Here is a 25,581-nt window from a genome sequence, read left to right on the forward strand (position 1 = left end):
ACGCTGAAGAACTTCCCTCCTTATCCTTCTACTCCATGCACCGCCAGCAGATCTTCGACAAACGCCCGCGCCGCCTCGCTCCTGGGCCGGCCGTTATAGGTGATCATGCTGTGCACCACCTCGTACTTCAGGTGCTGCGGCTGCAGCGCACGCATCCGCCCGCGCTCGATCCAGATCTGCGCATAGTGGGTCGGCAGATAGCCCAGGTGCGTCCCCGCCAGCACCGCATGGGCCACCGCCTCCATATGAAAGGCGGTGGCCCGGCTGCGTTCGGGGCGCAGCGGCAGTTCCTGGTTTTCCGGCAGGAAACCGTGGCTGATCCAGTTGCACGCGGCGATCCGCTGCAGGTCCGGCTCGGCCTCGTTGAACAGCGGATGCCGGTCACCGCAGAACACCCCGATCTCCTCGGTATACAGCGGCAGGTACTCCAGGCTCGGCCGCGAGCGACTGAAATAGGACACCGCCAGGTCCAGTTGCCCGTCGATCACCGCCAGCTCCAGCTCGGTCGGCGAGTTGACGTACAGGTTCAACTGCACGTCCTGCTCACGCCCGTGAAAGCGCGCCAAGGCTTCGCCGAAGCGTGCCTCGGGCAAGGTCGCGACGTTGTCCGCCATGCCCACATACAGATCCCCCACCAGGTTGCCCGACAGCCCCTGGGCCTCGTCGCGAAACAGCCCGATGGCCTCGAACATGGTCTGCGACGCGTCGAGGATGCGCTTGCCCTTGGCCGTCAGGCGAAAGCCGCCCTTGCCGCGTTCGCACAGGCGATAACCCAGGCGCTGCTCCAGGCTGCCGATCTGCATGCTGATATTCGACTGGCTCATGTTCAGCTCGGCCTGTGCTGCGGTGAAACCGCCGCAGCGCACCACGGTGGTGAAGATGCGCAGCAGGCGCAGATCAAGGTCGGTGACGGTACGGAGCATGGCGGGCAACAACCAGGAAAAAGGACCCTCAGTGTACCTGCCGCGTCGCCTGCCAGCACAGCAGCGAGCCGATCACCACCAGCACCGCGCCCTGCCAGAACTGCCCGCTCAGTTGCGCCCCCAGCCACACGGCGGCAAAAGCCGAGGACAGCACCGGGGAGAAGTACGACGCGGTGGCCAGCAAGGTCAGGTTGCCGCGCAGGATGCCCAGGTTCCACAACGCATAGCCACCGGCCATGGCCACGCCGGCAGCGAACAGCTCGACGCTGTTGCCGAGCGTGAACGCCGGCAGATGCTCGCTGCTGAAGGCGTACTTGATCCACAGCAGGCAGGCCGTCAGGAAGAAGAACAGCACCACCAGGTTCTGCCCGTTGGCATAGCGGCGGGTGATGTTGCAGTACAGGGCGAAGGTGATCGCGCAGCTCAGGGCCAGGCCATAACTCAACGGGTTGCTGCCGACATTGGCGAGGATTCGCGCCACTGAGAGACCATTGCCGCTGACCACCCAGACCACCCCGGTCAAGGCCAGCACGCTGCCCGGCACGATCAGCCAGCGTGCGCGCTGGCCGTTCATGAAGATCGCCAGAACAACGGTCAGGCAGGGCCACAGGTAGTTGAGCATGCCCACTTCAATGGCCTGGTTGGCGTCGCTGGCAAACCCCAGGGCCAGGGACAGGCAGATTTCGTAGGCGACGAACAGCGCAGTGCCGAGCCACAGGTACAGCCGCGGCACTGAACGCAGGCGCGGACGCCCCAGCAACAGGACCAGTAACACGGTGCCCAAGGAATAGATCAGGGCCGCGCCACCCAGCGGGCCGAACATCTGGCTGATGCTGCGGATCAGGCCGGAGGCGGTGCTCCACAGCAGGATGGCAAGCAGGCCACAGGCGGTGGCGGCCCGGGGGCCGATGACAGTCATGGAGGTTTCCTTGGCAAAAAGAGCGCGATTCTAGCGTAGAAGCCGCGAGACAGACCGGTTGGGACGGACCTGGGGATGGCTGGAAATGGCCATTGCGCACCTGTGCACAACAAGTCCGACACCAGCAAGCAACCAAAGCGCCATCGCCGCTGTCTGCATTCAAGAGCAGGCTTACACAAGGACCACCCCGTGCCCAACACCCCCACCCGCGTCGACGATTCCTCGACCGCAGACATCTCCGGCCATCCCAAGGACATCTTCTTCGCAGCGGTGGAAACCACGCGCATGCCGATGATCGTCACCGACCCCAATGCTCCGGACAATCCGATCATCTTCGCCAACCAGGCCTTCCTCGACATGACCGGCTATGTCTCGGCAGAGATCGTCGGGCGCAATTGCCGCTTTCTCCAGGGGCCGGACACCGATCCGGAAGTGGTCGATGCCATCCGCGACGCCGTCGAGGGACGCTACGATTTTTCCACCGAGATCCTCAATTACCGCAAGGACGGCAGCTCGTTCTGGAACGCGCTGTTCATCTCGCCGATCTTCAACGAGAAAGGCGAACTGATCTATTTCTTCGCCTCGCAACTGGATGTCAGCCGCCGCCGGGATGCCGAGGACGCGCTGCACCAGTCGCAGAAGATGGAAGCCCTGGGCCAGTTGACCGGCGGCATCGCCCATGATTTCAACAATCTGCTGCAGGTCATGGGCGGCTATATCGACCTGATCCGCACCGCCGCGGAAAAGCCCGCGCCGGACATGGAGCGCATCCGCCGCAGCACCTTCCACGCCCGCTCGGCAGTGGACAAGGCCAGCACCCTGACCAAGCAATTGCTGGCGTTCTCGCGCAAGCAGAAGCTGCAAGGCCGGGTGCTCAACCTCAACCAGCTGGTGGACACCGTGCGCCCGCTGGTCACCCGCACCTTCGGCGCTGGCGTGCAGGTGGAATACGACCTCGAACACAGCCTGAAGAACTGCCGCATCGACCCGACCCAGGCGGAAGTCGCCCTGCTGAACATCTTCATCAACTCGCGGGATGCCTTGATCGGCCGGGAAAAGCCGCGAATCTTCATCGAAACCCGCAACGTCACCGTGCGCGACCTCGCCACTACCTCCTACGACGGGCTGCTGCCGGGGCATTACGTCAGCCTGGCGATCACCGATAACGGCATCGGCATGTCGGCAAGCATCCGCGACCGGGTCATGGACCCCTTTTTCACCACCAAGGAAGAAGGCAAGGGGTCCGGGCTCGGGCTATCGATGGTCTATGGCTTTGCCAAGCAATCCGGGGGCACGGCGCGGATCTATACCGAGGAAGGTATCGGCACCACCCTGCGCCTGTACTTCCCGATGGACAGCGGCGCCGTGCTGCCGCTGGAGCGGCGCCAGACCGCCGAGGCGAAGAACGGGCACGAGCGCGTACTGATCGTCGAAGACCGCCCGGATGTTGCGGAACTGGCGAAGATGGTACTGGAGGACTACGGCTACCAGGCCGACCTGGTACTCAACGCCCGCGAGGCGCTGAAGCGTTTCGAAGGTGGCGAGCGCTATGACCTGCTGTTCACCGACCTGATCATGCCCGGGGGCATGAACGGCGTGATGCTGGCCCGGGAGGTGCGGCGCAGTCACCCGGCGATCAAGGTGCTGCTGACCACCGGCTATGCCGAGAACTCCATCGAGCGCACGGATATCGGCGGGTCGGAATTCGAGGTGATTTCCAAGCCGTACCTGCCCCATGACCTGGCGCGCAAGATTCGCCAGGTGCTGGATTCGCCGGGCGGGATCTGAAAAGGTCCTGTCGACACGGTCCCTGTGGGAGCTGGCTTGCCAGCGATGAGGCAGGCACTGGTAACATCTTTGTCAGCCAGGGCCCTATCGCTGGCAAGCCAGCTCCCACAGGGTCCGTGTACAGAATTTAGTTGCAACAGGGTTAATGAGAAGTATTACCATGCGCACCATTCGACAACTTCGAACCTGGAACCGCGCGCATGCCCTCCCCCGCGTCCCCGCACCACGCCATCGGTGAACTCTACGTCGCCCACCACAGCTGGATCGTTCAGTTACTGCGGCGCAAGCTGGGCAATCACCAGCAGGCCCAGGACCTGGCGCAGGACACTTTCGTGCGCCTGATGCGCCAGGACACACTGCCCTCCTTGCGCGAACCCCGGGCCTATCTGGCGACCGTCGCCAGCCGCCTGTGCGCCGAGTTCTTCCGCCGCCGTGCCCTGGAAAATGCCTATCTGGAATCCCTGGCCGCCCTCGATCAGCAGGAGGTACCGTCAGCGGAAACCCGCCTGCTGGTCCTCGAAGCCCTGGATGCCGTGGGCCGGGTGCTCGACGGTCTGGGCAGCCGGGTGCGGGAGATCTTCCTGTTGTCGCAGCTCGATGGCCTGACCTATCCGCAGATCGCCGAACAGCTCGGCATCAGCGTCAACGTGGTGCAGAAGGCCATGCTCAAGGCCTACCGGACCTGCTACGCCTCGGTCTACGACCTGTGAAAGCCTTCCAGCCACTGGACCGCCAAGCCATCGACGAGCAGGTGCTGGAGCAGGCGCTACAGTGGATGGTGCTCCTGCAATCCGGGGTCAGCAGCGACGACGAGCGCCTGGCCTGCGACGCCTGGCGCGCGCAGAGCGCTGCCCATGAACTGGCCTGGCAACGCCTCGCCGGCCTCAACCAGGACCTGCGCCAGAACACCCGTAACCTGGCGCCAGCCAGCGCCCGCAGCCTGTTGCGGGCCCGCAGCGGCAGCTCCCGACGGACCCTGCTCAAGGGTATCGCCGGCCTGGCCCTGCTCACCGCGGCCGGCGCCGGGGTACGCGAACGCAGCGTGCTGCCGGAGCTGTTCAGCGACTACCGCACTGGCACTGGCCAGCGCCAGCGCCTGCAACTGGCCGGCGGCACGACGCTGCAACTGGATACCCGCACCGCGCTGGACCAGGAGGCGGGCGACCTGAGCCTCAACCTCGGCCGCGTGCTGATCAGCACCGGCCCGCAAGCCGCCCTGCGCATCCGTACCCAGGGCGGCTGGGTCATGCCCGGAGCGTCCAGCCAGTTGGTCATCGGCCGAGACCTGCCGGGCGTGCATGGCACCCAGCTCCAGGTCTTCTCCGGCAGCGCCACGCTGCAACTCGCCCAGGGCGACCGGCTGATGCTCGGCGCCGGACAGCAACTGCGCTTTAGCAACGCACAGGCGTCGCCACAGGCACCCGTCAGCAGCACCGACCTGGCCTGGAGCAACGGCCTGCTGGTGGTGGAGCGCATGCCCCTGGGCCTGCTCCTCGCCCACCTCGACCGCTATCGCCACGGCGTGCTGCGTTGCGCGCCGGAAGTGGCCGGGCTGGCGGTCTCCGGGTCGTACTCGCTGGAGCATCCCGAGGCCAGCCTGGAGCTGCTGACACGCATGTTGCCGATCAGGGTAGAGCGGGTGCTCGGTCTCTGGACGACGGTGCTGCCTGCCTGAATCCTGCACTCAAATAAAAATAATTCGCGATACCCGGCAGTTTTTTCCGTCTCGCGCATCAAGACAGGCAGAACGCTGAAAAACAGCGCCCTTTCCCCTGCCAACCCAACGGATCGTCTTCATGCATACACGCCCTTCTCCTCTTGCCCTTGCCCTGCGCCTGGCCCTGCTCGGCGCCACCCTGGGCAGCGCCAGCCAGCCGCTGTTCGCCGCCGACAGCAGCAGCCAGCAACAGACCCGCAGCTACCGGATTGCGGCCGGCAGCCTGGACAGCGTCCTCGGTGCCTTCGGGCAGCAGGCCGGGGTGATGATCGGCGTGGACTCGGCGTTGACCGCCGGCCTGCGCAGCGATGGCCTTGACGGCGAATACTCGGTCAGCGAAGGCCTGGCGCGGATCCTCGTCGCCACCCGCCTGCAAGCCATCAGCGATGGCGCCGGCTACCGCCTGGTCGAGCGTCCTGCCAGCGGCAGCCTGGAGCTGGGCGTAACCACCATCAGCGGCCAGGGCATGGGCGAGATGACCGAGAACTCCGGCGCCTATACCACCAGCCTGGTCAGCATCGGTTCGAAGACCCCGGTCAGCCTGAAGGACACCCCGCAAAGCGTCTCGGTGATCACCAACAAGGTCATCGAGGACCAGCGCATGACCAACCTGCCCGAAGCCATGAAGCTGGCACCGGGTATCACCACGCGCAGCTCGACCTACCACTCCAAGCAGTTCTACTCCCGCGGTTTCGGCATCGACAACGTGCAGATCGATGGTGCCGCGCCCATGGATATCGGTACCGGGGTCGGTACCTTCTACAGCGACCGCATGTATGACCTGGCCTCCTACGACCACGTCGAGGTCCTGCGCGGCGCCAGCGGCCTGCTGGGTGGCACCGGCGATCCGGGGGGCATCGTCAACCTGGTGCGCAAGCGCCCCCTCGACCACTACCAGCTCAAGCTCAATACCTCCGCCGGCTCTTGGGACAACTACCGTAGCGAGGTCGATGTGACCGGCCCGCTGGCCTTCGACGGCGCACTACGCGGGCGCCTGGTCGCGGCCTACACCGACCGCCAGTACTTCATGGACAACCGCAGCACCGAGAAGCCGCTGCTGTACGGCATCCTCGAAGCGGATCTCGGCGCCGACACCCTGCTGACCGTCGGCGGCAGCTACGACAAGGTCAAGGAGAACGGCACCGGCGACGGCCTGCCGCGCTACAGCACCGGCGGCGACGTGCACCTGCCGCGGCACACCTGGTACACCACCAGCCAGGCCTGGAACGACAGTTTCACCCGCGAGTGGTTTGCCAAGGTCGACCACTACCTGAACGACGACTGGAAGCTCAACACCTCCTACACCTGGAACCACAACGGCTCCACCACCGAAGGCGTGATCCCCTATGGCTCGGTGGACGAGACGACCAACACCGGTCCGTACTGGTGGGGCAGCTACGTGTCGAGCTGGAGCGAGCAATCGGTGTTCGACATTAATCTGTCCGGTGGTTTCGATGCCTTCGGCCGCCGCCACGAACTGCTGCTCGGTGCCGATTACCAGAAGGTCACCAGCCGCTGGCGCGCGGCGGGCGGTATGGTCGGCAAGGGCGGCCTGATCGACCTCTGGGACCCCAGCGCCACGCCGCTGTCCAGCGACGAATCGAACCATGCCTTCTGGCGGGACTATTCCCCGAACACCCGCGAGCAGTACGGCGTCTACTCGACCCTGCGCCTGCAGTTGAGCGACCCGCTCAAGCTGGTACTCGGCGCGCGTGCCCAGCGCTACAAGTTCGAGCAGGCCTACAGCATGCGCAACAGCAACGGCACCGGCCCATGGACACTGCAGGACCGCGTCTCCGACCGCGAACCCACCACCCTGGTGCCCTACGGCGGCCTGATCTACGCCCTCGACGATCAATGGTCGGCCTACGTCAGCTACAGCGAGGTGTTCAAGCCCCAGGCGCAGAAACTCAAGGGCCCGGAAGACGCCGCGACCTCCATCGAGCCGATGACCGGCAAGACCTACGAAACAGGGATCAAGGGTGAGCTGCTGGGCGGCGCGCTGAACGTCAGCGCTGCGCTGTTCTACACCACCCGCGAGCACCAGGCGGCAATCGACCCGGCCTATCCCGACCCGGCCTTCAGCTACAGCAGCGCCTGCTGCTACCTGGCCCAGGACAAGATCGTCAGCAAGGGTATCGACCTGGAAGCCAGCGGCGAGATCGCCCCGGGCTGGGAAGTGCTCGCCGGCTACACCTACAACCGCGTGCAGAACAACACCGAGGAAACCCTCTACAGCACCATCACGCCCAAGCACCTGTTCAAGCTCTGGAGCGTCTACACCCTGCCCGGTGCGCTGTCGGCGGTACGGGTCGGCGGCGGCGTCACGGCGCAGAGCCCGACCTACGTGTCCGGCCAGGCCTACCGCTTCGACGCGCAGGGCAACACCATCGACAGCCGCGCCTATGACTTCAGCCAGTCCGGCTACGCGGTGTATGACGCCCTGGTGGAATACAAGGTTGACCAGAACTGGACCGTCGCGCTCAAGGGCAACAACCTGTTCGACCGTCGCTACTACGAGAGCGTCGGGACCTCGGAGTACGGCAACTACTACGGCGAGCCGCGCAACTTCACCCTGACCCTGCGTGGTGAGTTCGACTGACCGCCAACCCGCAGGGAATTCCCGGGCGCCGAAGGGCATCGGCGCCCGGGGCACTCAAGCTTCTCCCGTGATGGCCGATAACCCTGGCATCTCCATGGACATCACGGGCCCCAAGATGAACCCGATCAGCGCAGGATTGCGAATCACGCCGGTCTACACCGCACCGCAGAACACCACCACGCCGAGCGCCAGCAGCGTGCAGGCGCCAGCCGTGGTCAGCACCAGCAATGTCACCCTGGGCCAGACCCGCAACGACAGCGACGGCTACACCTATTCCTCGCGCAGCAGCAGCGCCTCGGCCAGCTATGCCCTGGAGCAGGACAGCGTCGACAAGCTCAGCGTCAGCCTGCTGACCGGCATCCAGGGCTCGTCCAACAGCGAGCGCTTCCAGGGCGTGGGGGCCGCACTGATCGAGCAACTGGCACTCAAGGGCGGCCAGTCCGTCTCGCAATCGGTGTTCCGCTACGCCGAAGGCACCGAGCCCAGCGCAGCGGCTCTCAAGCTGCGCGGCGAGAGCCTGCGCCAGGCGCCGGCCAATGCCATCAGCCTGAGCCTGACTACCGCCTCCGGGGCCACCATCACCCTGTCCCTGGCCAGCGACGAGCATGGCCTGGCGGTCAGCGCCGAGGTCGAGGGCGGCGAGCTCAACGCTTACGAACTCAAGGGCCTGGCCGACCTGGCCGACGGTTTCCAGGCGGCCATCGACGGCCTGGCCAAGGAACCGCCGAGCCTCAAGCTGGATGGCCTGGTCAAGTTCGATAGCAACCTGTTCAGCTCGCTGAAGATGAACGCCTCGCTGCAAACCGCCAGCGGCGAACCGCAGGTCTTCGACCTGAGCCTCGATGACAAGGCGCGCAACCTGAGCCTGCAGGGCCCGTCGGGCAACTTCAAGCTCGACCTCGACACCCATGACAGCAGCCTGCTCGGCAGTAGCGGCCAACGCCAGGCGGCGATCGGCAACTACCTCGAACAGTTCGACGCCGCGCGCAAGCGTGGCAATGGCGACAAGGACCTGATGAACCTGTTCAAGGAGGCCTTCGTCCAGCTCAACAGCGTGGATGACGCCAAACAGGCCGAGAGTGCCGGGCCAATTTCCGGCAAGACCGACCGCCTGCTGCTCAGCGGCCTGGCCGACTTCAAGGCCTCGATCGGCCAGACCGCGAAGTCGGTCAATCCGCTGCTGCCAACGGAAACCGATCGCTTCGACTACAGCGTCTCGCAAAGCACCACGGCCCAGGGCAAGGCCCTGTCCAGCCGTTCGATCCAGCAGGACCAGCAATCGAAGCTCAGCGCCGCCTGGCATGTCGGGGCCAACCCGCAGGTGCCGCTGGCCCTGGGCACCGACTACAAATCGCAGAACTACCGCTACCACGAGGTCACCGACGAAGCGAAAAGCAGCACGCGCCTGGGCTTCAACAAGGACAACCGCCTGGTCGAGGCCAGTGCCACGCAGCAGGCCAGCCAGAACGAGCGCGTGCGCAGCTATGTCGATGGCGTGCTGACCAGTGAAACGAATACGCCGAAGTCGACCTCGCAGACCCGCAACCTGCTCGGTTTGCTGACGGACGTGCTGCAGCGTGAACGGGTTTCGATGCGCGACAAGGGTGTGTCGGTACTGGAGTCGCAGTTGGCGGACAAGCGCAATCAGTGGTGGCTGCAAGGTGACACCAACGCCATCCGGGCGTGATCCAGGACAATACCGGCCCCGGCCGACCGATATCAAATTGACAACAAGCGACCCGGGGGCAGGATGCCGGCTGAGCCCCGGGCATGATCAATGTGCCGCACGACAAGGAATGCCGAGCCACCATGAGTCCCCGCGAGCAACTCCGTCGAGACGGTTACCTCCTTATGCCCCAGGCGATCCCGGCCGACTGGCTGGAAGAACTGCGCAAGGTCTTCGACGACGGCGTCCTGGAGTCCCGCGACTGGCCGGTTCCCCGTGGCCAGGACTGGCGGCATTCGCTGCTCGATGAACACCCGCGCATCCAGGCCCTGTGCCGCTTGCCGGCTTTGCTGGCGGCGGTCGGCGCAATGATCGACGAGCGTTTCTTTCTCGCCCAGGTCGAGGGTCGCGAGCCCCTGGCCGGGGGTGGCCACCAGTCTCTGCACCGGGACATGTGGGGACAGCGGCCCGGGGACACGGTGATCGTCATGGCCTGGTTCGACGACTACGGCCCGCACAACGGCTCGACGCGCCTGGTACCCGGTACCCACCGCTATGAAACGGACGAACCGCCCTTCGACTCCAGTGACGAAAGCCGCAGCGTGCAGATGTCCGGCAGTGCCGGCGACCTGCTGGTGTTCGACGCCGACCTGGTGCATGCGGCCAGCCTCAATCCGTCCGGTGCGCGGCGGCGTTCGCTACTGATCACCTACTGTGCCGAGCCCTTGCATGACAGCTACCGGCAGACGGCGGCGTTGCGCAATGTGAGCATGGACTGCAGCGAGCGCTTCGAGCCGACCGACTACGCCTTGCCCGACGCATAGCGTCGGGCTGGCAAACGTGGTCCAATCGCCGGTCCGATTTCCAGCCCTTCAGGCCCTGCCATGTCCCAAGCTACCGACCAAGCCTTCTACGACCGTGCCGACGCCCATATCGACCTGGCCAACCAGCAGATCGAACGCCTCGAGGACCTGGGCAAGGTCAGCGCCTCGATGACCTTCGGCGCGTCGCGCTTCAACGCCTGGATGAGCGCCCGCAGCTTCAAGTCCGGGGCCGAGATGGCGGCGGCGCGGGAAGAGCTGGTGAAGTACTTCAGCGAGCAGTACCGGATGATGCTCGAGGACAACCTCGACGATCACATCAAGCATTTCGAGCAGTACATGCTGGGCAGCAAGGACTGAGTTGTCGCTACCGGCCTCATCGCTGGCAAGTCGGGGCGCCGAACCGCAGCTCCCACAGGGTCCGTGGCGTTCCCGGTGATGAGGCTGGAACTGGCAAGGGGAGTTGGTGCACCATCGAGGTCACTCCTCCTGCCCGGCCGCGACCATGACCTACCTCTATTCCCTACTGCTGATCACCGGCATCTACCTGGCGGTCCTCGCCAGCCCCGGGCCGAACTTCTTCATCCTCAGCCAGATGGCCCTGAGTCAGCGCCGTCGCGATGCCCGCTATGTGGCCTTCGGCATCGGCACCGGCTCGGTGTTCTGGGTCATCGTCTCGATCGCCGGGCTGGCGACCCTGCTCTCGCAGCATCCCTGGCTGTCCTCGGCGGTGCGTCTGCTCGGCGCCAGCTACCTGGTCTGGTATGGCGCCCGCCTGCTCTGGTCGGCCTTCCATCCGGCGCCACGCAGCGCCGCCATCGACCAGCCGCAGCTCGACGGCTCGCGCCTGGCGGCCTTTCGCACCGGCCTGCTGACCTGCGTGACCAACCCCAAGGGCGCGGCGTTCTGGACCAGCGCCTTCGCCGCGATCTTCCCGGCCCATCCGCCGCTGTGGTTCTACGCGGTGACCGTGGTGCTGATCGGCGTGCTGTCGTTCGCCTGGCATGTGGGGCTGGGGATGGTCTTCGGTACTTCGCGGTTGCGCGGGCTGTACCTGCGGATCGAGCGCTGGATCAACGGCGTGGCCGGTGGCGCGCTGGTGCTGTTGGGCGTGCAGCGGATCTTCAGTCGCTGACCTTGCTGCCGGCCCAGATCACCGCCTGGCCGGCGATCACGCTTTGCTGCTGCGGGTCGTAGGTCAGGGTGGGTGAGCCATGCAGTTGGTAGCCCTGGGCAAGCAGTTCGGAGATGCGTTTGCAGAAGGCAGAATCGTCCTTGCCGGTGATCAGGCGGTAGACCGGCAGGCCGTCGGGAGTGGTGGCGCTCATGAGAGGTCCTGGCTGGAAAAGGACGCAGCATATCACCCCTGTGGGAGCTGGCTTGCCAGCGATTGCAATGGTGAATTCACTGCAGCAATCGCTGGCAAGCCCCACAGGGTCCACATTCCAGCCAGGGACCGCATCGCCGCTGTATTAGAGAACCCCCAGCAACGTCCACAAGCGCCGCGCCTCGGCGTCCGAGTTGATCAACTCCGACAGCAGCTCGCGCAGCGGCTTGTTGCCCCACTCCACCCCGCGCCTGATCAGGTACGGCACCGGGCTGTGGGGTTCGGTGCGCGCCAGGTAGTCGGCAATCACCAGCAACTGCCGGTAGGCTTCATCACGGGTGCGCGGCTCGGCGAAGGGAACCCGCGGCTCGATGACAGCCGCCAGGTCGGCACGGGGTCTCTCCACTTCCGGCTCAGGCTCGGGCTCAGGCTCGGGCGGCAACAGTTGCGGCGGGTGCATCGCGACGAACTCGCGCAGCAGGGCTTCCAGGTTCTCCAGCTGCTTGCGCAGCTTGGTAAACGAAGGCCCTTCGCCGCCCAGGTTGCGGTCGCACCAGCCATCGAGCAGCAGCAGTTGCGCCTTGGCGGTTTCCAGCGCCTTCACGCCCTCCAGCCACCAGGTGACCGGTGTGCGTCGCACCTCTTCGTTGACCTTTTTCTGCAACGCCTGGGCCGCTTCGGCAGCGACCTTGGCCGGCTTGCTGTCGTTGATCTGCACCTGGCGCTGTTTCATCTGCTGCCAGGTGTACAGGTTGAAGTTGCCGATATCCGGCACGACCTCGGGGAACAGGTGCATCCGCGTATGCAGGACTTCGTCGTAACGCCGCGCCATCCAGATCAAGGGGGCGGAGCGGTGGCCATAGTCATCCTCCAGTAGCGGGTAGAGATCGTCGGGGTAGCGTTCGCACAAGCCGCCGATCAGCGCCAGGGCATCCGCCACACCCTTCAGGCCTTCACGGTGCAACCAGGCCTCACCGAGCCAGGCGGCAATCATCAGGTGCTTGCTGCGGGTCTTGATGACCTCGCTGGCAATCAGCTGGACCTTCTCCCACTCGGCGCGCTTGACCTCGCTGGTCGACCAGACGCCCGTGGGCAGGCTGGTGTCATCTTCGCGGCGCAGCTCCTTGATCCGGTCGTACGCCCCGTCGTAAGTCACATCGACGCCACAGGGCGCATTGGCGGAAATGGGCTCGAGCAGTTCGCTGACCCGCTTGGAAAAGCCGGGAATGGTCATGGGTAATCTCCTGAAATCGCCACGCCACGCGGTGCGTAGCCTAGGGGGGACAGCGGTGCCTGAACCGGCAGCGGATGAATCGACAGCGGGGCCTTGCCCCCCTGGCTCATCAGCGACAGGCGCAGGAACATCTGGGTCTGGTTTTCCTCTTCGGGCTGGGCGTGCACGGGCACTTCCAGGCTCAGCGGGAATTCGGTGTAGTCGACGTTCGGCTGGCGCAGCAGCGAGCTGTGCGCCGCCATCATGCGCAACAGCGCCCACGGCCCCTGGTATTGCCATTCGGCTTCCAGGCCACTGACATGCAGTTGCTGCTGCACCGGGTCGTTGACCGGCCGCTGGGTACCGTCACGGGCCCAGCGCAGGCGCAGGTTGAGGGTCTGGCCCAGGCTCCAGTGCAGGACCTGGTCATCCCCCGGCCAGACGATCTGGCGATTGCCGGCTTCCAGGCTCCAGGCGATGACCTGGTCGGCTCCGCGCTCGCTGTCACGGTCGGTACGCCAGGTGACTTCCATGTCGATCCCGGACAACCCGGCCTTGTCGCGCACCAGCATCGCCCCCAGCCACGGCCGCGCCAGGGCGATGCGGTCGAGGAATTCAGCGGCCGCGGCACGCTCACGCACGCTCAGCAGGCCAAGGCCATCCCGCGCCTGGGGCAGGCGGTTGTCGATCAGGGTGAGGAAATACTGGACCCGCGCCGGATCGGCGTCCGGGGCATGACGGTCAACGGCGAACGGGAAACGCCCGGCCAGGTACTGGTTGAAGTAGCCGGCCAGCTCGTTCCAGGCACTGGCCACGCTCTGCCGCTGCAGGTACTGGCAACGCTGCAGGGCAGCCTGCTGCAGGCTGACCCAGCGCTGGGTCAGTTGCCCGCTAGCATGGGGGGCGGTGGCCGAGCCGAGGATCTTCAGGCAACTGGCCTGGTCCATGTCGTTGAAGTCACGCACGATCAACTGGGTGATCAGCGCCGGGGAGCTGGACGGATTCTGCGCCTTGTACTTGACCATCTCCTCACCCAGCGAGTTGAAACGGCTGACCAGCTCCGACTCGGTCAGGTTCAGGCTCGGCAACTGGGTCATCAACCAGTCCTTGGCCGGGGCCGCCTGTTCGGTGATCGCGGTGATCACGGCGAACTGCTGGTCCAGGCTGCCTTTCAGGTCCTGTGCGTCCACCGCGCGGAACAGGCGCAAGCCGAAGTCCTTGCTGCCGTCCCATTGCTGGATGTCGGCACGGTCGCGGAACACCGGCTGCTGGAACACCGCGTCGATCGCCTGGGAAATATCGGCCAGGGCGCTCTGGTTGAGGGCGCTTTGCAGGCCGCTGGCCAGGTCCGGCCGCTGCAGCTGGATCAAGGCGCGGTGCACCGCCAGGGCCTGGTCGGGGCGCACCTGGAAGGTCGATGTGCCCAGCAGCTCGCTGTCGGCGGCCTGGCGATTGAGGCTGGCCCACATGGCATCGCCCGCGACCGTTTCGGCCGTCTTGAGCAGGGCATTGCGGTAGACCGGCGGAATGCCTGCCAGCGACTCATGGGAGTACTGCTTGTAGCTGTCGGCATAGCTCTGGGCCAGGCGCAGGCCCTCGCTGTCGACATGACTCAGCGGCGTCGCCTCGCCCGTCGCGTCCTCGCGCAGGGCGCGGGCGACGAAGTCACGCTTGAGCAACAGGTTGATGGCGCTTTGCAGATGGACGATACGCTCCTGCAGGGCCAGTTGCCCGGCGGCGTTCTGCACCAGCAGGTTACGGCTCGACGAGCCCTGGGCGATCCATTGCTCCTTGAACGCGTACTGCATCTGTTCGGCCTGGCGCTCGGTCTCGTCGGCGATCGCCGGGCCGAGCAGCTTGCTCTGGCGGATCTTCTCCAGCAGGTCGCCGTAGCCGGCAACCAGGTCCTGGCCCTTGCCGCGGCTCCAGGTGGAGTTGGTCAGGTCGATGGCCGATTGCAGGTCCTCGATCAGCGAGTCCATATGCTCCAGCTCGCGCAGGGTCTGCCCGGCGCCGTTCTCCAGGCGGTCGAGATAGAGCTTGAGGTAACCGGCCGAGACCACATAGCCGTCGGTGCGGAAGTAATGCCCCAGCCAGTTTTCCATCAACTGGTTGAAATTGCCCTGGATAGTGCTGCGATACAACGCCAGGTCCAGCGGCTTGAGCGGGCTGATGCCCTGGTTGACCAGCAGGCGGTTGTAGTAGCGCTCGTTGGGCAGGGTCCCGACATTCAGGTTCATGTCCAGGGCCTGGTTGCTCAGCGGGATCAACTGGTCCAGCGGGGTTTTCTGGTTGGCCTGGGCCTGGCCGTAGAGGCTGGCGGCCTGCTCCAGGCGCAGCACCTTGTGCACCAGCTCGCGGGCCTTGAGGTAACTCGGCCATTGCGCCGGATCACCGCCCTGGGGCGCGCCGGCGCGGCGGGTGACCTCGGCAATGGCCAGGACATCGCGCAGCTCGGCCTGCAGCAGGTCGTGGATCGGCTGCTGCATATGGCTCATGGCGGTGTGCTGCAGGACCCGGTCCATGTCATCGTCCAGCGACGAGAACCACGAGGTCGGATAGGCCAGCGAGGTGAAGTGCCAGCGCGGTGCGCGCTCCAGCACGTTCCAGAAGCTCTGCACGTTGTGCCGGGTCAGTTCCTGGCGGTGACTGTCGTCAGGGATGGCGATGTAATCGTTCTGTGCGTTCTGCAGCAGCCGCGACAGCTCGCCGGCATCGCGCAGGGAATCGCGCCAGACCCAGACCATGGCAATGGCCCAGACCACCCCGACCAGCGCCGCGCTCACCGCCGCCACCCGCTGCCAGCGCTGGCGCAGTTGCAACAGGCGCGGGATCGGCCGGGCCAGGCCGCGCTCGGCATTGATGCGCTGCTGCCACAGGCCGTGGCTGAAGACGTTCTGCACCAGCGGCTGGTCCAGCGCGCTCAAGGCCCCGGCCTCGCCCGGCAAAGCCTGGGCGCCGGTGAAGTACAGGCCGCGCAGGGCCGGCGCCTCGCCATGGGTGTTGCCCTGGAACACCGGCCACAGGAGCATCTGCAGGTTGCGCCGCATGCCTTCGAACCGCTGCGGCAGGGTATCGAGGTCGTTGCTCAGTTGCCCCGACAGGGTGCCCATCTGCACGATCGCTTCGGACAGCGCATGACTGATGCCATCCACCGCGTCGTCGGTCCACTGCGACTGCCAGGCGGCATCCGCCGGATGCGGCGACGACCAGCCCAGCGCCTGTTTGCGCGCCGCGTCCGGCAAGGCCCGGGCCAGTTCCTGGAAGCCCGGCACTTCGTCCATGCCGGTGACCAGCACATACACCGGCAGGCTGCAGCCCAGGCGTTGCAGCAGATCGATAAAGCGCCGGCGCGCGTCGAGACCCAGGGTCGCGGCGCGGTCGGCATCGAGCAGGTCGGCGGCGGCGATGGTCCAGATCACCCCGTCCAGCGGGCGCCGTGAACGCAGGCGCAGGAGCAGGCCGATCAGGTTCCACCAGCCACTGGCCTGCTTCATCCCTTCACCGGGCATGAACAGCGCCTGCGGTACCACCAGCACCGCGCCGCTCGGGTCCGCCCACCAGCGGCCGAACCAGGCCGGCTTGTCCACGGGATTAAGGTTCCAGTCGGCGCACAGGCGCTTGCCCTCGACCTCGTCACCGAGCATCAACAGCCACGGCGCCTGGTAACGATCGCTGACGCCCTGCTCGTGTTCCATCTGGCGCACCGCCAGGTAGAAGCTGCGCACCATCGCGCCATTGCGGTTGCGCAGCCACAGCGCCAGCAGCACGACCAGCAGCAGGACAAGGAGGATGCCGACCACCCAGGCCACGACGGACAGACTCATGAAATCGGCTCCTGGACCTGATGCGGGGTGGCCAGGTGCAGCACCGGCGCCAGTTCCTGGCCGATATCGCGCCAGAACAGATGCCCGGCCGCGATCAGCAGCAGGCTCACGCCAAGGATCAGCAGCCCCAGGCGCAGGCCGTCGCCCATGGATTCGCGAGGCGGCAACTGCTGCGGACGGACACTGGCCGGCTCGGCCAGCAGCGCGCTGACATTGGCATAGTCCGGGTCGCGCTGGCGGGTGAAGTTGAACAGCGCATGCCGCCATTTGGCGTGCAGCGCCTCACCTGCGGGACCACGCAGGCGACCGTGGAAGCCGAGGATCATGCACAGCAGGTAGACATTGCCCAGGTCCTGGCTGGTGGGCGCCTGCTCGTCGAGCAGGCGTTTGATCTCCACCGGCAGGCGGTCGCCGGCCTGGCGGCTGCTGTACAGGCGCAGTTCCAGCGGACGCTCCTGCCAGGCCGGCTGGCCGGGCCAGTCGGCGAACAGCAGGGTCTCGTCGACCAGGGCGACGAAGGCATAGACCATCGACTTGATCTGCAGCGGCGCCGAGTCACCGACGCTGGCAAAGGCCGTGCGCCACAGGCGCCGGGTAGCAGCAGTCGACAGCTCGACCACCTGGTCGATCAGGGCGTCGTGGTCCTGGCCGCGCTTGTCCAGCTCGTCCCAGGCCTGCGCCCACTCCTGCCAGGCCTGGCGAAAGGCACTGGTCAGGGGCGCATCCTGCACGCCGCGATAACGCGAAACGGCAATCCCTTCTGGCATAGGCTTCCCTACCGTGTCAGGCGTCTTGTTCTTCGTGGTGGTCGTCGATCAGCAGAACGATCTGCCAGGGCCGGAAGGTCTCCCCCGAGCCGGTGGAAACGATCTGCAACGGCAGTTGCGGATCGAAGCCCAGACCCTCGGCCTCGATCACGAACAGGCGGGTATCGTCGCCGACCCCGTAGGCCACCTGCTCCTTGCGGCTCATGGGGTTCTGCGCCAGGCCCGGACGGCGCTGGCGCGCCAGTTCGGCAACCTGGGCGGCGGTGGCGATGATGGTGCGGCCCAGCCACAGGCGGGCATCTTCCTCCGGCGAACCGGCCGGCATGCGCAGGCCAATGACCAGGGTCTGGCTGGCTTCGGTCGAGGGCAACTGCACCTCGTAGACATTGCCTTTCTGCTCGAACGGCACGCTGCGATAGCCCAGGCGCAGCTTGCCCAGCACCTGCTCCATCCAGCGCAGCACTTCGTTGTAGCCGCGGTACAGATCGAGAAAATCCAGCGGCGCAAAGGCCGGCACGCCCTTGGCCGGATCCAGTACCGACCAGCTACCGGCCATGCCCAGCAACAGCCCATGCAGCCCCTGAGGCGTGGCGATGCGGCTGTTCAGGGCGCCCTCGATTTCCGGCAGGCGCGCCCACAGCGCGGCCGATTGCCGGCGCAGGTCGTCGGCGCTGCCGGCATCGCCCTCCAGTTGCACGGCCTGCAGGCGCTTGCCGAGGAACACGCATTTCTCGCGGATCATCGCGCAGAGCTGGAAGACGCGCTGGCCCAGGGGCGACTCGGGGAGGATGCGCGGCGTCGGCGCAATGAAGTCATTCATCACCTGGTAACCACCATCGGCCTTGCTGATGCGCAGCAGCGGCAGGCACACGGTGTCGGCCTTGTTGGCATCGGTGACCAGCCGCGGATGGGGTTTCCACACCGTGATGCGCTCGTCATCGAGGTTGTTGTCGAGGTTCGGCACCGGCTCGCTGAGTTCCGAGCGCCAGCGGCCGTCCAGGGCACGCAGGCGCTGGCCTTGCCACAGTGGACTGACCGCCAGGTACAAGGTAACGGCGGCATCCGGCGCAGCCGCGACCACCTCGGCCAGATCGAACTCGGGCAGGCCGCCCTCACCGGCCTCGAGGCTGATCGGCATGCCATCGGGCAACGTGGCTTCCAGGCTGAGGATGCGCAGCTTGCCGGCGACCAGCGCAGGCAACTCCCAGGACAGTTGCGTCACCCCCCAGAACCAGGGATTGGCGGCCCGGGCCAGGTGCGCGGCGATGGCTTCGGCCCGCATCCCTTGCAACTGAAAATGCTGGGGCAGCAGTTGCATGCCTTCGTACCAGCAAACCACATCAGGTCGCACGCTCATAGGTTCCCTTGACATCCTGTATTTGGCATCTGGCCGCACCCGGGGTGCTTAGCGCAGGTTCTGGTCGAGCAGGGTCATCTCGCGCGCATCGAATTTCAAGCGAATGCTGCGCTGGTCTTCCAGGCGCAGGCGATGGGCGCCCGCACTCTGGTAATTGGCAAAGGCCAGAAGTCCCACCGAAGGTTTTCCATCAAGCGGGAAAGTTGACGACTCAATCAACTGACCCGGTACCAGTTCCAGGCCCCAGACATAAAGATATTGACGAAAATCCCGCTGATATTGATCGCGACTTGCAAACCATTGTTTTGCTGTCAGTCCTGACAACTTTGTCAGCAAATCATTATCGTTGACCGCAATAAAGTCGACCGCAATCGGCGAGTCATCATTTGCACGCAAAGCAACATCGAGGGTAACTCCGTCGACACTAACCTTGGATCCAAAATATGCGCACCCGCCCATCCCGGCGAGGCCCAAAAGTACCAGCATAATCTTGAAAAACATGAACTTTTTAAGACGCATAATGATCCAAGAAAAGTTTTATTTGCATTTCCGGATGCCTGTTATAGCATCCATGCCAATTCGCCACCATGACGAATTGAGGTGATTGCGGAAAACAGGATCCTCCAACGCGAGTGTGTCCGGCCCGCGGTCTAAGCAAGGGAATGCGATCAGTGGGAAACCGTTGCATTGCGCCCGCCTTCTGCATCGGAGTCAGCCACTATGGAAGAGAGTATTCAGCACAAGCTGGACCGGGTCCGCCCGCCTCGCGTGCAGATCACTTATGACGTAGAAACCGGTAACGCCATCGAGAAAAAGGAGCTGCCGCTGGTCATGGGCATCCTCGCCGACCTTTCCGGCGCCACCCCCAACCCGGACAAGCTGAACGAGCGTCGCTTCGTCGAGATCGACAGCGACAACTTCAACCAGGTCCTGAGTTCGATCAAACCCAGCGTCACCGTCAACGTCAAGAACACCCTCAGCGGTGGCAACTCCCCTCTCAGTGCCAAGCTGCAATTCGAATCGATCGAAGACTTCGACCCGGTCAACGTGGTGAAAAAGGTCGAGGCCCTCAAGGTGCTGTTCGAAGCCCGTGAGCGCCTGCGCGACCTGCTGACCAAGCTCGACGGCAACGACCGCCTGGACGAGTTGCTCAAGGAAGTCCTGGCTGGCACCCAGAAGGACCTCGAAGAGATCAAGGCCGCCGGCTCCGGCGCCAGCACCGGCAAGACCGACGCAACCCCGGATGAGCAGAAAGACGCAGCGGATTCCGGCGACAGCCCCGAGCCGAAGACCGAGTAACCGGTCCGACGCCTGATTCGCACGCCCGATCATTCCCTTTGCACCCGGAGACTTCACCATGCCCGCGTCCAGCACCGAGAACCAAAGCGAAGGCAGCACCCAGACCCTGACCCTGCTGGAAAAGATCATCAAGGAAGGCCAGATCGTTCATGACGAAAGTCAGAAGACCTACGCCCAGAACATGATCGCCGAGTTCGCCAGCCAGGTCCTCGACAAGGCCCTCGCCGTCAACCAGGGCCAGGACCCTGACACCCGCGCCCTGATCAACAACCGCATCGAGCAGATCGACCGCTTGATCGGCGACCAGCTCAACGAAATCCTCCACGACGAGGCCTTCCAGAAGCTCGAATCCTCCTGGCGCGGCCTGCATATGCTGGTCAGCAACACCGAGACCAGTACCCGCCTGAAACTGCGCCTGCTCAACGTCTCCCAGGATGACCTGAAGAAAGACCTGACCCGCGCCATCGATTTCGACCAGACCGTCCTGTTCAAGAAGATCTACGAGGACGAGTACGGTACCTTCGGCGGGCATCCGTTCAGCGTGCTGGTGGGTGACTACTACTTCGGTCGCCACCCGCAGGATATCGCCCTGCTGGGCAAGCTCTCGGAAGTCGCCGCAGCCGCCCATGCGCCGTTCATTTCCGCGGCCAGCCCGCTGCTGTTCGACATGAAGCAGTTCAACGACCTCGGCGTACCGAAGGACCTGGCCAAGGTCTTCGAAAGCCTGGAACTGGGCCCATGGCGTGATTTCCGCAACACCGAGGACTCGCGCTACGTGTCCCTGGTCCTGCCGCGCTTCCTCCTGCGCCTGCCTTACGGCCCGGACACCCTGCCGGTGGAAGGCATGAACTTCAGCGAGAACGTCAGCAAGGCCGACGGCAGCCACTACCTCTGGGGCAATGCCGCCTGGGCCCTGGCCCGCCGCCTGACCGACGCCTATGCCAAGTTCGGCTGGGGCGCGGCGATCCGTGGCGCCGAAAGTGGCGGTGCGCTGACCAACCTGCCACAGCACACCTTCAAGACCGCCTCCGGCGACCTGACCCTGAAGTGCCCGACCGAAGTAGCGATCACCGACCGCCGCGAGAAAGAGCTGAACGACCTCGGCTTCATCGCCCTGTGCCACAAGAAAAACACCGGCACCGCGGTGTTCTTCGGCGGCCAGACCACCAACAAGCCACGCGCCTACAACACCAACGAGGCCAACGCCAACGCGCGCATCTCCTCGATGCTGCCGTACGTGCTGGCGTCGTCGCGCTTCGCTCACTACCTGAAGGTGATCATGCGCGACAAGGTGGGCAGCTTCATGACCCGCGACAACGTGCAGACCTATCTGAACAACTGGATCGCCGACTACGTGCTGGTCAACGACAACGCGCCCCAGGACATCAAGGCCCAGTACCCGCTGCGCGAAGCGCGCATCGACGTCACCGAGGTGGCCGGCAAGCCGGGTGCCTACCGGGCCACGGTGTTCCTGCGGCCGCACTTCCAGTTGGAAGAGCTGACCGCCTCGATCCGCCTGGTCGCTACCCTGCCACCACCGGTCGCTGCCTGACCCCGGCTCCCGCGGGTACGCCCGCGGGAGTGTTCCCCTTCTTTTCATTCGAATTTTCTGACTGCAGGAGCTTCATGCGATGGATGCGATCATTCTGGACCTGGGCGACGACATCAAAGGTGACTCGCTGATCGAGGGCTACAAGGACAAGATCGAGATCATGTCCTACAGCCATAACGTCGCCATGCAGGTGACCAACGACGTCAGCAACACCGAGCGGACCTCGGGCAAGCCCTTCGTCGGCGAATTCACCCTGACCAAGTTCATCGACACCTCGACCCCCAACCTCAACCTGTACTGCGTCTCGGGCAAGCCGATCACCCAGGCCAAGATCACCATCGGCCGCAACGCCGCCGAGAGCAGCGGGCAGATCATGCCCTTCATCGTCTACACCCTGGACAACGTGGTCCTCTCCAATGTCAGCGTCAGCGGCGGCAGCGGTGGCAAGCCGGTGGAAACCATTTCCCTGAACTTCACCAAGATCAAGTGGGAACTGACCACCCAGAAGGACGACGGCACCAAGGAAGGCGTGGCGGGCACCAGCTGGGACATGACTCTCAACAAGGCCGGCGCCTGAGGTTCACGATAGATGTCCAGCGCCTCGCGCCCCCTGTTGTTCGAACGTCTGGCCGACAGCCCGGGCGAGGCGCCGCTGCTCGACCGCCAGGCCCTGGCCGACTCGGTGCGCGAGGAACTGACGCGGCTGCTCAACAGCCGCCGCGCGGGACCGGCATTGAGTACGCCGCCCACCGTGCTGGACTACGGCATCGGCGACTGGAGCGGCCTGCAGGCCAGCAACAGTGACGATCGCCGGCGTATCGCCAGGGAGGTCCGCGCCGCTATCAGTCACTTCGAACCGCGCCTGAAACTGGGCGAGGTCGAGGTGCGCCAGGTGCTCGGGCAGCCACGGCGCCTGAATATCCTGGTCAGCGGCCTGCTGCGCCAGGCTGGCCAGCAATGGCCGGTGGCCTTTGTCCTGGACAAGGGCGATCCGGCGGTGGAGGTCAGCCATGAGCGACTCGATTGACCCGCTGCTGCTCAACTATTACCAACGCGAACTGACCTGGCTGCGCAATGCCGGCAGCGCCTTCGCCAACCGCTACCCCAAGGTGGCACGGCGCCTGGAACTGTCCCCGGGAGAAAGCCAGGACCCGCATATCGAGCGTCTGCTGGAAGGCTTCTCGCTGCTCTCGGCGCGTCTGCAACGGCGTCTCGACGACGACTACGCGGAATTCAGCGACGCCCTGCTGGAACAGCTTTATCCGCTGGCCCTGCGGCCCCTGCCCTCCTGCGCCATCGTGCGCTTCGAGCCGGACCTGACCAAGGGCGTGCTCGACAGCGGCTACACCCTGCCCCGCGACACGCCGCTGTTCGTCACCACGACCCGCGGCGACAGCCTGCATTTCCGCACCGGCGCCGAGGTCACCCTGTGGCCGCTGCAGATCAGCGAGGCGGTGTTGCTCGGCGGCGACGAGGCTCGTGAGGTAACCGGCCTGCGCAACGCCGCCTCGGCCTTGCGCCTGCGCATCGACTGCCTGGGCAAGGCGCCGTGGAGCGCCCTGGAGCTGCGGCGCCTGCGCCTGCATCTGGATGCCTCGCCCATGGTCAATGCAACCCTCTACGACCTGCTCGGCGCCCACACCCTCGCGGTCTGCAACGGCAACGGCCGCGAGCGCCTGCAACGCCTGGACGGCCTGCCGCAAGTGGTCGGCTTCGCCGGCGACGAGGCGCTGCTGCCCGAGGAAGATGGCGTGCACCCCGGCCTGCGACTGCTGGCCGAATACTTCGCCTTCCCGGAGAAATTCCACTTTTTCGATGTGCCCCTGGACCCACGGCACATCGAGGGCAACAGCCTGGACCTGTACCTGGTCTTCGACCGGCCGATTCCGCCACATTTGTTCCTCCAGTCCAGCGATTTCGCCCTCGGCTGCGCCCCGGCGATCAACCTGTTCCGCCGCACCTCCGAGCCCCTGCGCCCGGACGGCCGCAGCAGCGAATACCGCCTGGTCGCCGACAGCCATCGCGAAAACAGCGTGGAAATCCACAGCATCCGCAGCCTGCGCAGCCTGTCCGCCGACGGCGTGGTGCGCCCGCTGGCGCCGTACTACGGCAGCCAGCATGGCAGCGACGCGAAGCTGTACTGGCATGCCCGGCGGGTCCGTGGCCTGACGGCGAATCGCATCGGTACGGACATGATGATCAGCCTGGTGGACCCTGGTTTCGATCCACTGACCCAGGCCTGGAACTTCACCCTCAGTGCCGACCTGCTGTGCACCAACCGCCATCTGGCACAAAGCCTGGCAGCCGGCACCCAACTGTCCTTCGAACGGCCCGGCGCACCGGCCAGCGCACGCCTGGTCAATCCGCCCAGCAGCCAGGGCGAACCCAGCCTCGACGGCCAGTCGCGCTGGCGCCTGGTGTCGCAACTGACCCTCAATCACCTGTCGCTGGTGGAAGGCCCGCAGGCCCTCGATGCCCTGCGCGAGATGCTGACCCTGCACAACCTGCGCAACGAAGCCAGCGCCAGCCGGCAGATCGACGGCCTGAAAAGCCTGGGCAGCGAACGTCGTGTCGCCCATGTCGGCGAGGATGCCTGGCGTGGCTGGCGCAAGGGCCTGGAAGTGCGCATCCAGCTCGACCCGACGCACTTCGCCGGGCACAGCACCGTGCTGTTTTCCGCCGTACTGGCGCAATTTTTCTCGCTCTATGCCACCGCCAACCGCTATATCAGTACGGTACTGGTCGACGCTGACGACGCCACCAAGGAGATCAAGACATGGAGCCCGCAAGCCGGCATGCCCCTGAGCCTCTGAGCGAGACGCTGCGCGGGCGCCCCGAGGGCTTCGAGCTGCTTCAGGCCTTGCTGATCCTCGAACACGAGAACCGCAAGGCCACCTCCCTCGGCTGTGGCAGCGTCCCGCAAAACGAGGCGGTGCGCCTGCGTGGCCCGCTGACACCGGTATTCCCCGTGGCCCAAGTGGAGAAGATCAGCCACGATCCCGACGACCCGCGGCCGATCCTGAGTACGCCGGTCTTTGGCCTCGGTGGCCCCGACGGCCCATTGCCCTATGCCTTCCAGGAATGGCTGCAACAACGCGCCGTGGCCCGCGACCATGCCCCGGCGGAATTCCTCGACCTGTTCCAGCACCGCCTGCTCAGCCTGCTCTACCGGGCCCTGCGCAAGCACCGTATCGCCTTCGGCTTCGCCCGGCCCGAGGCCAGCCCGGTCCACCAGCAGTTGCGCGCCCTCAGCGGCCTGCTGCCCCAGGGCCTGCGCGACCGCCAGGAGCTGCCGGATGCCGCCGTGCTGGCGCGCACGGCCCTGCTCGCCGGTGGCCGCCGCTCGCTGGCCGGCTTTACCTCCATCGTCCGCCATCACTTCGGCTTGCCCCTGAGCATCGCCCCCTACACCGGCGCGTGGTGCGAAATCCCGACGGGCAGCCGCAGCGTACTCGGGCGTGGACGGCGCAACCTGGCGCTCGGGCGCAGCGCGATTGCCGGCAGACACATCTGGGACGAACATGCCGGCATCACCCTGACCTTCAGCCCGCTGACACCGGCGCAAGCCGAATCGCTGCTGCCCGAAAACGCGGTGCACCAGCAACTGGCCGACCTTGCGGCGCTGTACTTCGGCCCCGACCTGGATTGCACCCTGGTCCTGGAAATCAAGGGCGCGCCGGTATTGCACCTGGGCCGCCAGCACAACACCCGCCTGAACTGGAACAACGGCGTGCGCCGCCACGGCGACGCGGATCACCTCCAGCGCATCGAAACCCGATTGCGCCCACCGACCAGGGACTGAA

Annotated in this window: 22 protein-coding genes; 14 read left to right on the top strand and 8 right to left on the bottom strand. The window is 65.4% G+C overall.

Features of this window, described 5'->3' with window-relative positions; all coding sequences use genetic code 11:
• Positions 1-20: 20 nt before the first annotated feature.
• Both AC2CQI_RS07310 and yddG read right to left on the bottom strand, forming a co-directional pair.
• Positions 21-923: a LysR family transcriptional regulator gene (locus AC2CQI_RS07310; protein WP_484579719.1), complete on the bottom strand. Its 903-nt coding sequence runs from the start codon at positions 921-923 to the stop codon at positions 21-23.
• A gap of 28 nt (positions 924-951) precedes the next feature.
• Positions 952-1,842 (bottom strand): aromatic amino acid DMT transporter YddG, encoded by an 891-nt coding sequence (gene yddG, locus AC2CQI_RS07315; protein ID WP_075802303.1) that lies wholly within the window; start codon positions 1,840-1,842, stop codon positions 952-954.
• A gap of 234 nt (positions 1,843-2,076) precedes the next feature.
• Between yddG and AC2CQI_RS07320 the strand changes: the two genes are divergently transcribed.
• From AC2CQI_RS07320 to AC2CQI_RS07355, 8 genes are all read left to right on the top strand, one after another.
• Positions 2,077-3,630: a histidine kinase famiy protein gene (locus AC2CQI_RS07320; protein ID WP_484580594.1), complete on the top strand. Its 1,554-nt coding sequence runs from the start codon at positions 2,077-2,079 to the stop codon at positions 3,628-3,630.
• A 200-nt stretch (positions 3,631-3,830) separates the two neighbouring features.
• The gene (locus AC2CQI_RS07325; protein ID WP_075805032.1) at positions 3,831-4,340 is read left to right on the top strand and encodes a sigma-70 family RNA polymerase sigma factor; all 510 of its coding nucleotides are present in this window, start codon (positions 3,831-3,833) and stop codon (positions 4,338-4,340) included.
• A complete protein-coding gene (locus AC2CQI_RS07330) occupies positions 4,337-5,305 on the top strand; it encodes a DUF4880 domain-containing protein (protein WP_484579720.1) in 969 nt (322 codons plus the stop codon). Before AC2CQI_RS07325 ends, AC2CQI_RS07330 begins: the two co-directional genes overlap by 4 nt.
• Before the next feature lie 121 nt (positions 5,306-5,426).
• Positions 5,427-7,949: a TonB-dependent siderophore receptor gene (locus AC2CQI_RS07335; RefSeq protein WP_484579721.1), complete on the top strand. Its 2,523-nt coding sequence runs from the start codon at positions 5,427-5,429 to the stop codon at positions 7,947-7,949.
• 70 nt (positions 7,950-8,019) lie between these two features.
• Complete coding sequence (locus AC2CQI_RS07340; RefSeq protein ID WP_484579722.1) at positions 8,020-9,636, top strand: hypothetical protein; 1,617 nt, start codon at positions 8,020-8,022, stop codon at positions 9,634-9,636.
• Positions 9,637-9,758: 122 nt separating this feature from the next.
• Positions 9,759-10,439, top strand: coding sequence for a phytanoyl-CoA dioxygenase family protein (locus AC2CQI_RS07345; RefSeq protein WP_484579723.1), 681 nt, complete (start codon positions 9,759-9,761; stop codon positions 10,437-10,439).
• A 60-nt stretch (positions 10,440-10,499) separates the two neighbouring features.
• Complete coding sequence (locus tag AC2CQI_RS07350; protein WP_484579724.1) at positions 10,500-10,796, top strand: DUF3144 domain-containing protein; 297 nt, start codon at positions 10,500-10,502, stop codon at positions 10,794-10,796.
• A 145-nt stretch (positions 10,797-10,941) separates the two neighbouring features.
• Positions 10,942-11,571 carry a LysE family translocator gene (locus AC2CQI_RS07355; RefSeq protein ID WP_075805027.1) on the top strand — a complete coding sequence of 210 codons (630 nt, stop codon included), beginning with the start codon at positions 10,942-10,944 and terminating at the stop codon, positions 11,569-11,571.
• On the opposite strand, the gene AC2CQI_RS07360 is transcribed toward AC2CQI_RS07355, so the two are convergent.
• From AC2CQI_RS07360 to AC2CQI_RS07385, 6 genes are all read right to left on the bottom strand, one after another.
• Positions 11,561-11,764 (bottom strand): DUF1737 domain-containing protein, encoded by a 204-nt coding sequence (locus AC2CQI_RS07360; protein ID WP_075805026.1) that lies wholly within the window; start codon positions 11,762-11,764, stop codon positions 11,561-11,563. The two genes, AC2CQI_RS07355 and AC2CQI_RS07360, sit on opposite strands and share 11 nt — an antisense overlap.
• A 144-nt stretch (positions 11,765-11,908) precedes the next feature.
• Positions 11,909-12,997: a type VI secretion system protein TssA gene (gene tssA / locus AC2CQI_RS07365; protein WP_484579725.1), complete on the bottom strand. Its 1,089-nt coding sequence runs from the start codon at positions 12,995-12,997 to the stop codon at positions 11,909-11,911.
• Positions 12,994-16,803 (bottom strand): type VI secretion protein IcmF/TssM N-terminal domain-containing protein, encoded by a 3,810-nt coding sequence (locus AC2CQI_RS07370; RefSeq protein WP_484579726.1) that lies wholly within the window; start codon positions 16,801-16,803, stop codon positions 12,994-12,996. Before AC2CQI_RS07370 ends, tssA begins: the two co-directional genes overlap by 4 nt.
• The gene (locus AC2CQI_RS07375) at positions 16,800-17,570 is read right to left on the bottom strand and encodes a DotU family type IV/VI secretion system protein (RefSeq protein WP_484579727.1); all 771 of its coding nucleotides are present in this window, start codon (positions 17,568-17,570) and stop codon (positions 16,800-16,802) included. Before AC2CQI_RS07375 ends, AC2CQI_RS07370 begins: the two co-directional genes overlap by 4 nt.
• Before the next feature lie 16 nt (positions 17,571-17,586).
• Positions 17,587-18,927: a type VI secretion system baseplate subunit TssK gene (gene tssK / locus AC2CQI_RS07380; protein ID WP_484579728.1), complete on the bottom strand. Its 1,341-nt coding sequence runs from the start codon at positions 18,925-18,927 to the stop codon at positions 17,587-17,589.
• Positions 18,928-18,975: 48 nt separating this feature from the next.
• Positions 18,976-19,446: a type VI secretion protein gene (locus tag AC2CQI_RS07385; RefSeq protein WP_484579729.1), complete on the bottom strand. Its 471-nt coding sequence runs from the start codon at positions 19,444-19,446 to the stop codon at positions 18,976-18,978.
• Positions 19,447-19,647: 201 nt separating this feature from the next.
• Here AC2CQI_RS07385 and tssB point away from each other — a divergent pair, with 201 nt between their 5' ends.
• The 6 genes from tssB to tssG all read left to right on the top strand — a co-directional run bounded on the left by tssB (position 19,648) and on the right by tssG (position 25,580).
• On the top strand, positions 19,648-20,226 hold the full coding sequence (tssB, locus tag AC2CQI_RS07390; protein WP_075805021.1) for a type VI secretion system contractile sheath small subunit: 579 nt from the start codon (positions 19,648-19,650) through the stop codon (positions 20,224-20,226).
• 58 nt (positions 20,227-20,284) lie between these two features.
• Positions 20,285-21,778: a type VI secretion system contractile sheath large subunit gene (gene tssC / locus AC2CQI_RS07395; protein WP_484579730.1), complete on the top strand. Its 1,494-nt coding sequence runs from the start codon at positions 20,285-20,287 to the stop codon at positions 21,776-21,778.
• Between the two features lie 79 nt (positions 21,779-21,857).
• Complete coding sequence (locus AC2CQI_RS07400) at positions 21,858-22,355, top strand: Hcp family type VI secretion system effector (RefSeq protein WP_075805019.1); 498 nt, start codon at positions 21,858-21,860, stop codon at positions 22,353-22,355.
• 12 nt (positions 22,356-22,367) lie between these two features.
• Positions 22,368-22,805, top strand: a complete 438-nt coding sequence (gene tssE, locus AC2CQI_RS07405; protein WP_484579731.1) for a type VI secretion system baseplate subunit TssE — start codon at positions 22,368-22,370, stop codon at positions 22,803-22,805.
• A complete protein-coding gene (gene tssF / locus AC2CQI_RS07410) occupies positions 22,789-24,591 on the top strand; it encodes a type VI secretion system baseplate subunit TssF (RefSeq protein WP_484579732.1) in 1,803 nt (600 codons plus the stop codon). The genes tssE and tssF overlap by 17 nt, the downstream gene beginning before the upstream one ends.
• Entirely contained in the window at positions 24,555-25,580 is a 1,026-nt protein-coding gene (tssG, locus tag AC2CQI_RS07415; protein ID WP_484579733.1) for a type VI secretion system baseplate subunit TssG, read from the top strand. Before tssF ends, tssG begins: the two co-directional genes overlap by 37 nt.
• Position 25,581 lies beyond the last annotated feature (1 nt).

The sequence above is a fragment of the Pseudomonas sp. P2S-1 genome (assembly GCF_057197725.1).

What these genes read in the sequence shown, in the direction of transcription:
- AC2CQI_RS07310 (WP_484579719.1), bottom strand. Translation starts at nt 923, where the DNA reads ATGCTCCGTACCGTCACCGACCTTGATCTGCGCCTGCTGCGCATCTTC.
- yddG (WP_075802303.1), bottom strand. Translation starts at nt 1,842, where the DNA reads ATGACTGTCATCGGCCCCCGGGCCGCCACCGCCTGTGGCCTGCTTGCC.
- AC2CQI_RS07325 (WP_075805032.1), top strand. Translation starts at nt 3,831, where the DNA reads ATGCCCTCCCCCGCGTCCCCGCACCACGCCATCGGTGAACTCTACGTC.
- AC2CQI_RS07335 (WP_484579721.1), top strand. Translation starts at nt 5,427, where the DNA reads ATGCATACACGCCCTTCTCCTCTTGCCCTTGCCCTGCGCCTGGCCCTG.
- AC2CQI_RS07340 (WP_484579722.1), top strand. Translation starts at nt 8,020, where the DNA reads ATGGCCGATAACCCTGGCATCTCCATGGACATCACGGGCCCCAAGATG.
- AC2CQI_RS07345 (WP_484579723.1), top strand. Translation starts at nt 9,759, where the DNA reads ATGAGTCCCCGCGAGCAACTCCGTCGAGACGGTTACCTCCTTATGCCC.
- AC2CQI_RS07350 (WP_484579724.1), top strand. Translation starts at nt 10,500, where the DNA reads ATGTCCCAAGCTACCGACCAAGCCTTCTACGACCGTGCCGACGCCCAT.
- AC2CQI_RS07355 (WP_075805027.1), top strand. Translation starts at nt 10,942, where the DNA reads ATGACCTACCTCTATTCCCTACTGCTGATCACCGGCATCTACCTGGCG.
- AC2CQI_RS07360 (WP_075805026.1), bottom strand. Translation starts at nt 11,764, where the DNA reads ATGAGCGCCACCACTCCCGACGGCCTGCCGGTCTACCGCCTGATCACC.
- tssA (WP_484579725.1), bottom strand. Translation starts at nt 12,997, where the DNA reads ATGACCATTCCCGGCTTTTCCAAGCGGGTCAGCGAACTGCTCGAGCCC.
- AC2CQI_RS07370 (WP_484579726.1), bottom strand. Translation starts at nt 16,803, where the DNA reads ATGAGTCTGTCCGTCGTGGCCTGGGTGGTCGGCATCCTCCTTGTCCTG.
- AC2CQI_RS07375 (WP_484579727.1), bottom strand. Translation starts at nt 17,570, where the DNA reads ATGCCAGAAGGGATTGCCGTTTCGCGTTATCGCGGCGTGCAGGATGCG.
- tssK (WP_484579728.1), bottom strand. Translation starts at nt 18,927, where the DNA reads ATGAGCGTGCGACCTGATGTGGTTTGCTGGTACGAAGGCATGCAACTG.
- AC2CQI_RS07385 (WP_484579729.1), bottom strand. Translation starts at nt 19,446, where the DNA reads ATGCGTCTTAAAAAGTTCATGTTTTTCAAGATTATGCTGGTACTTTTG.
- tssB (WP_075805021.1), top strand. Translation starts at nt 19,648, where the DNA reads ATGGAAGAGAGTATTCAGCACAAGCTGGACCGGGTCCGCCCGCCTCGC.
- tssC (WP_484579730.1), top strand. Translation starts at nt 20,285, where the DNA reads ATGCCCGCGTCCAGCACCGAGAACCAAAGCGAAGGCAGCACCCAGACC.
- AC2CQI_RS07400 (WP_075805019.1), top strand. Translation starts at nt 21,858, where the DNA reads ATGGATGCGATCATTCTGGACCTGGGCGACGACATCAAAGGTGACTCG.
- tssE (WP_484579731.1), top strand. Translation starts at nt 22,368, where the DNA reads ATGTCCAGCGCCTCGCGCCCCCTGTTGTTCGAACGTCTGGCCGACAGC.
- tssF (WP_484579732.1), top strand. Translation starts at nt 22,789, where the DNA reads ATGAGCGACTCGATTGACCCGCTGCTGCTCAACTATTACCAACGCGAA.
- tssG (WP_484579733.1), top strand. Translation starts at nt 24,555, where the DNA reads ATGGAGCCCGCAAGCCGGCATGCCCCTGAGCCTCTGAGCGAGACGCTG.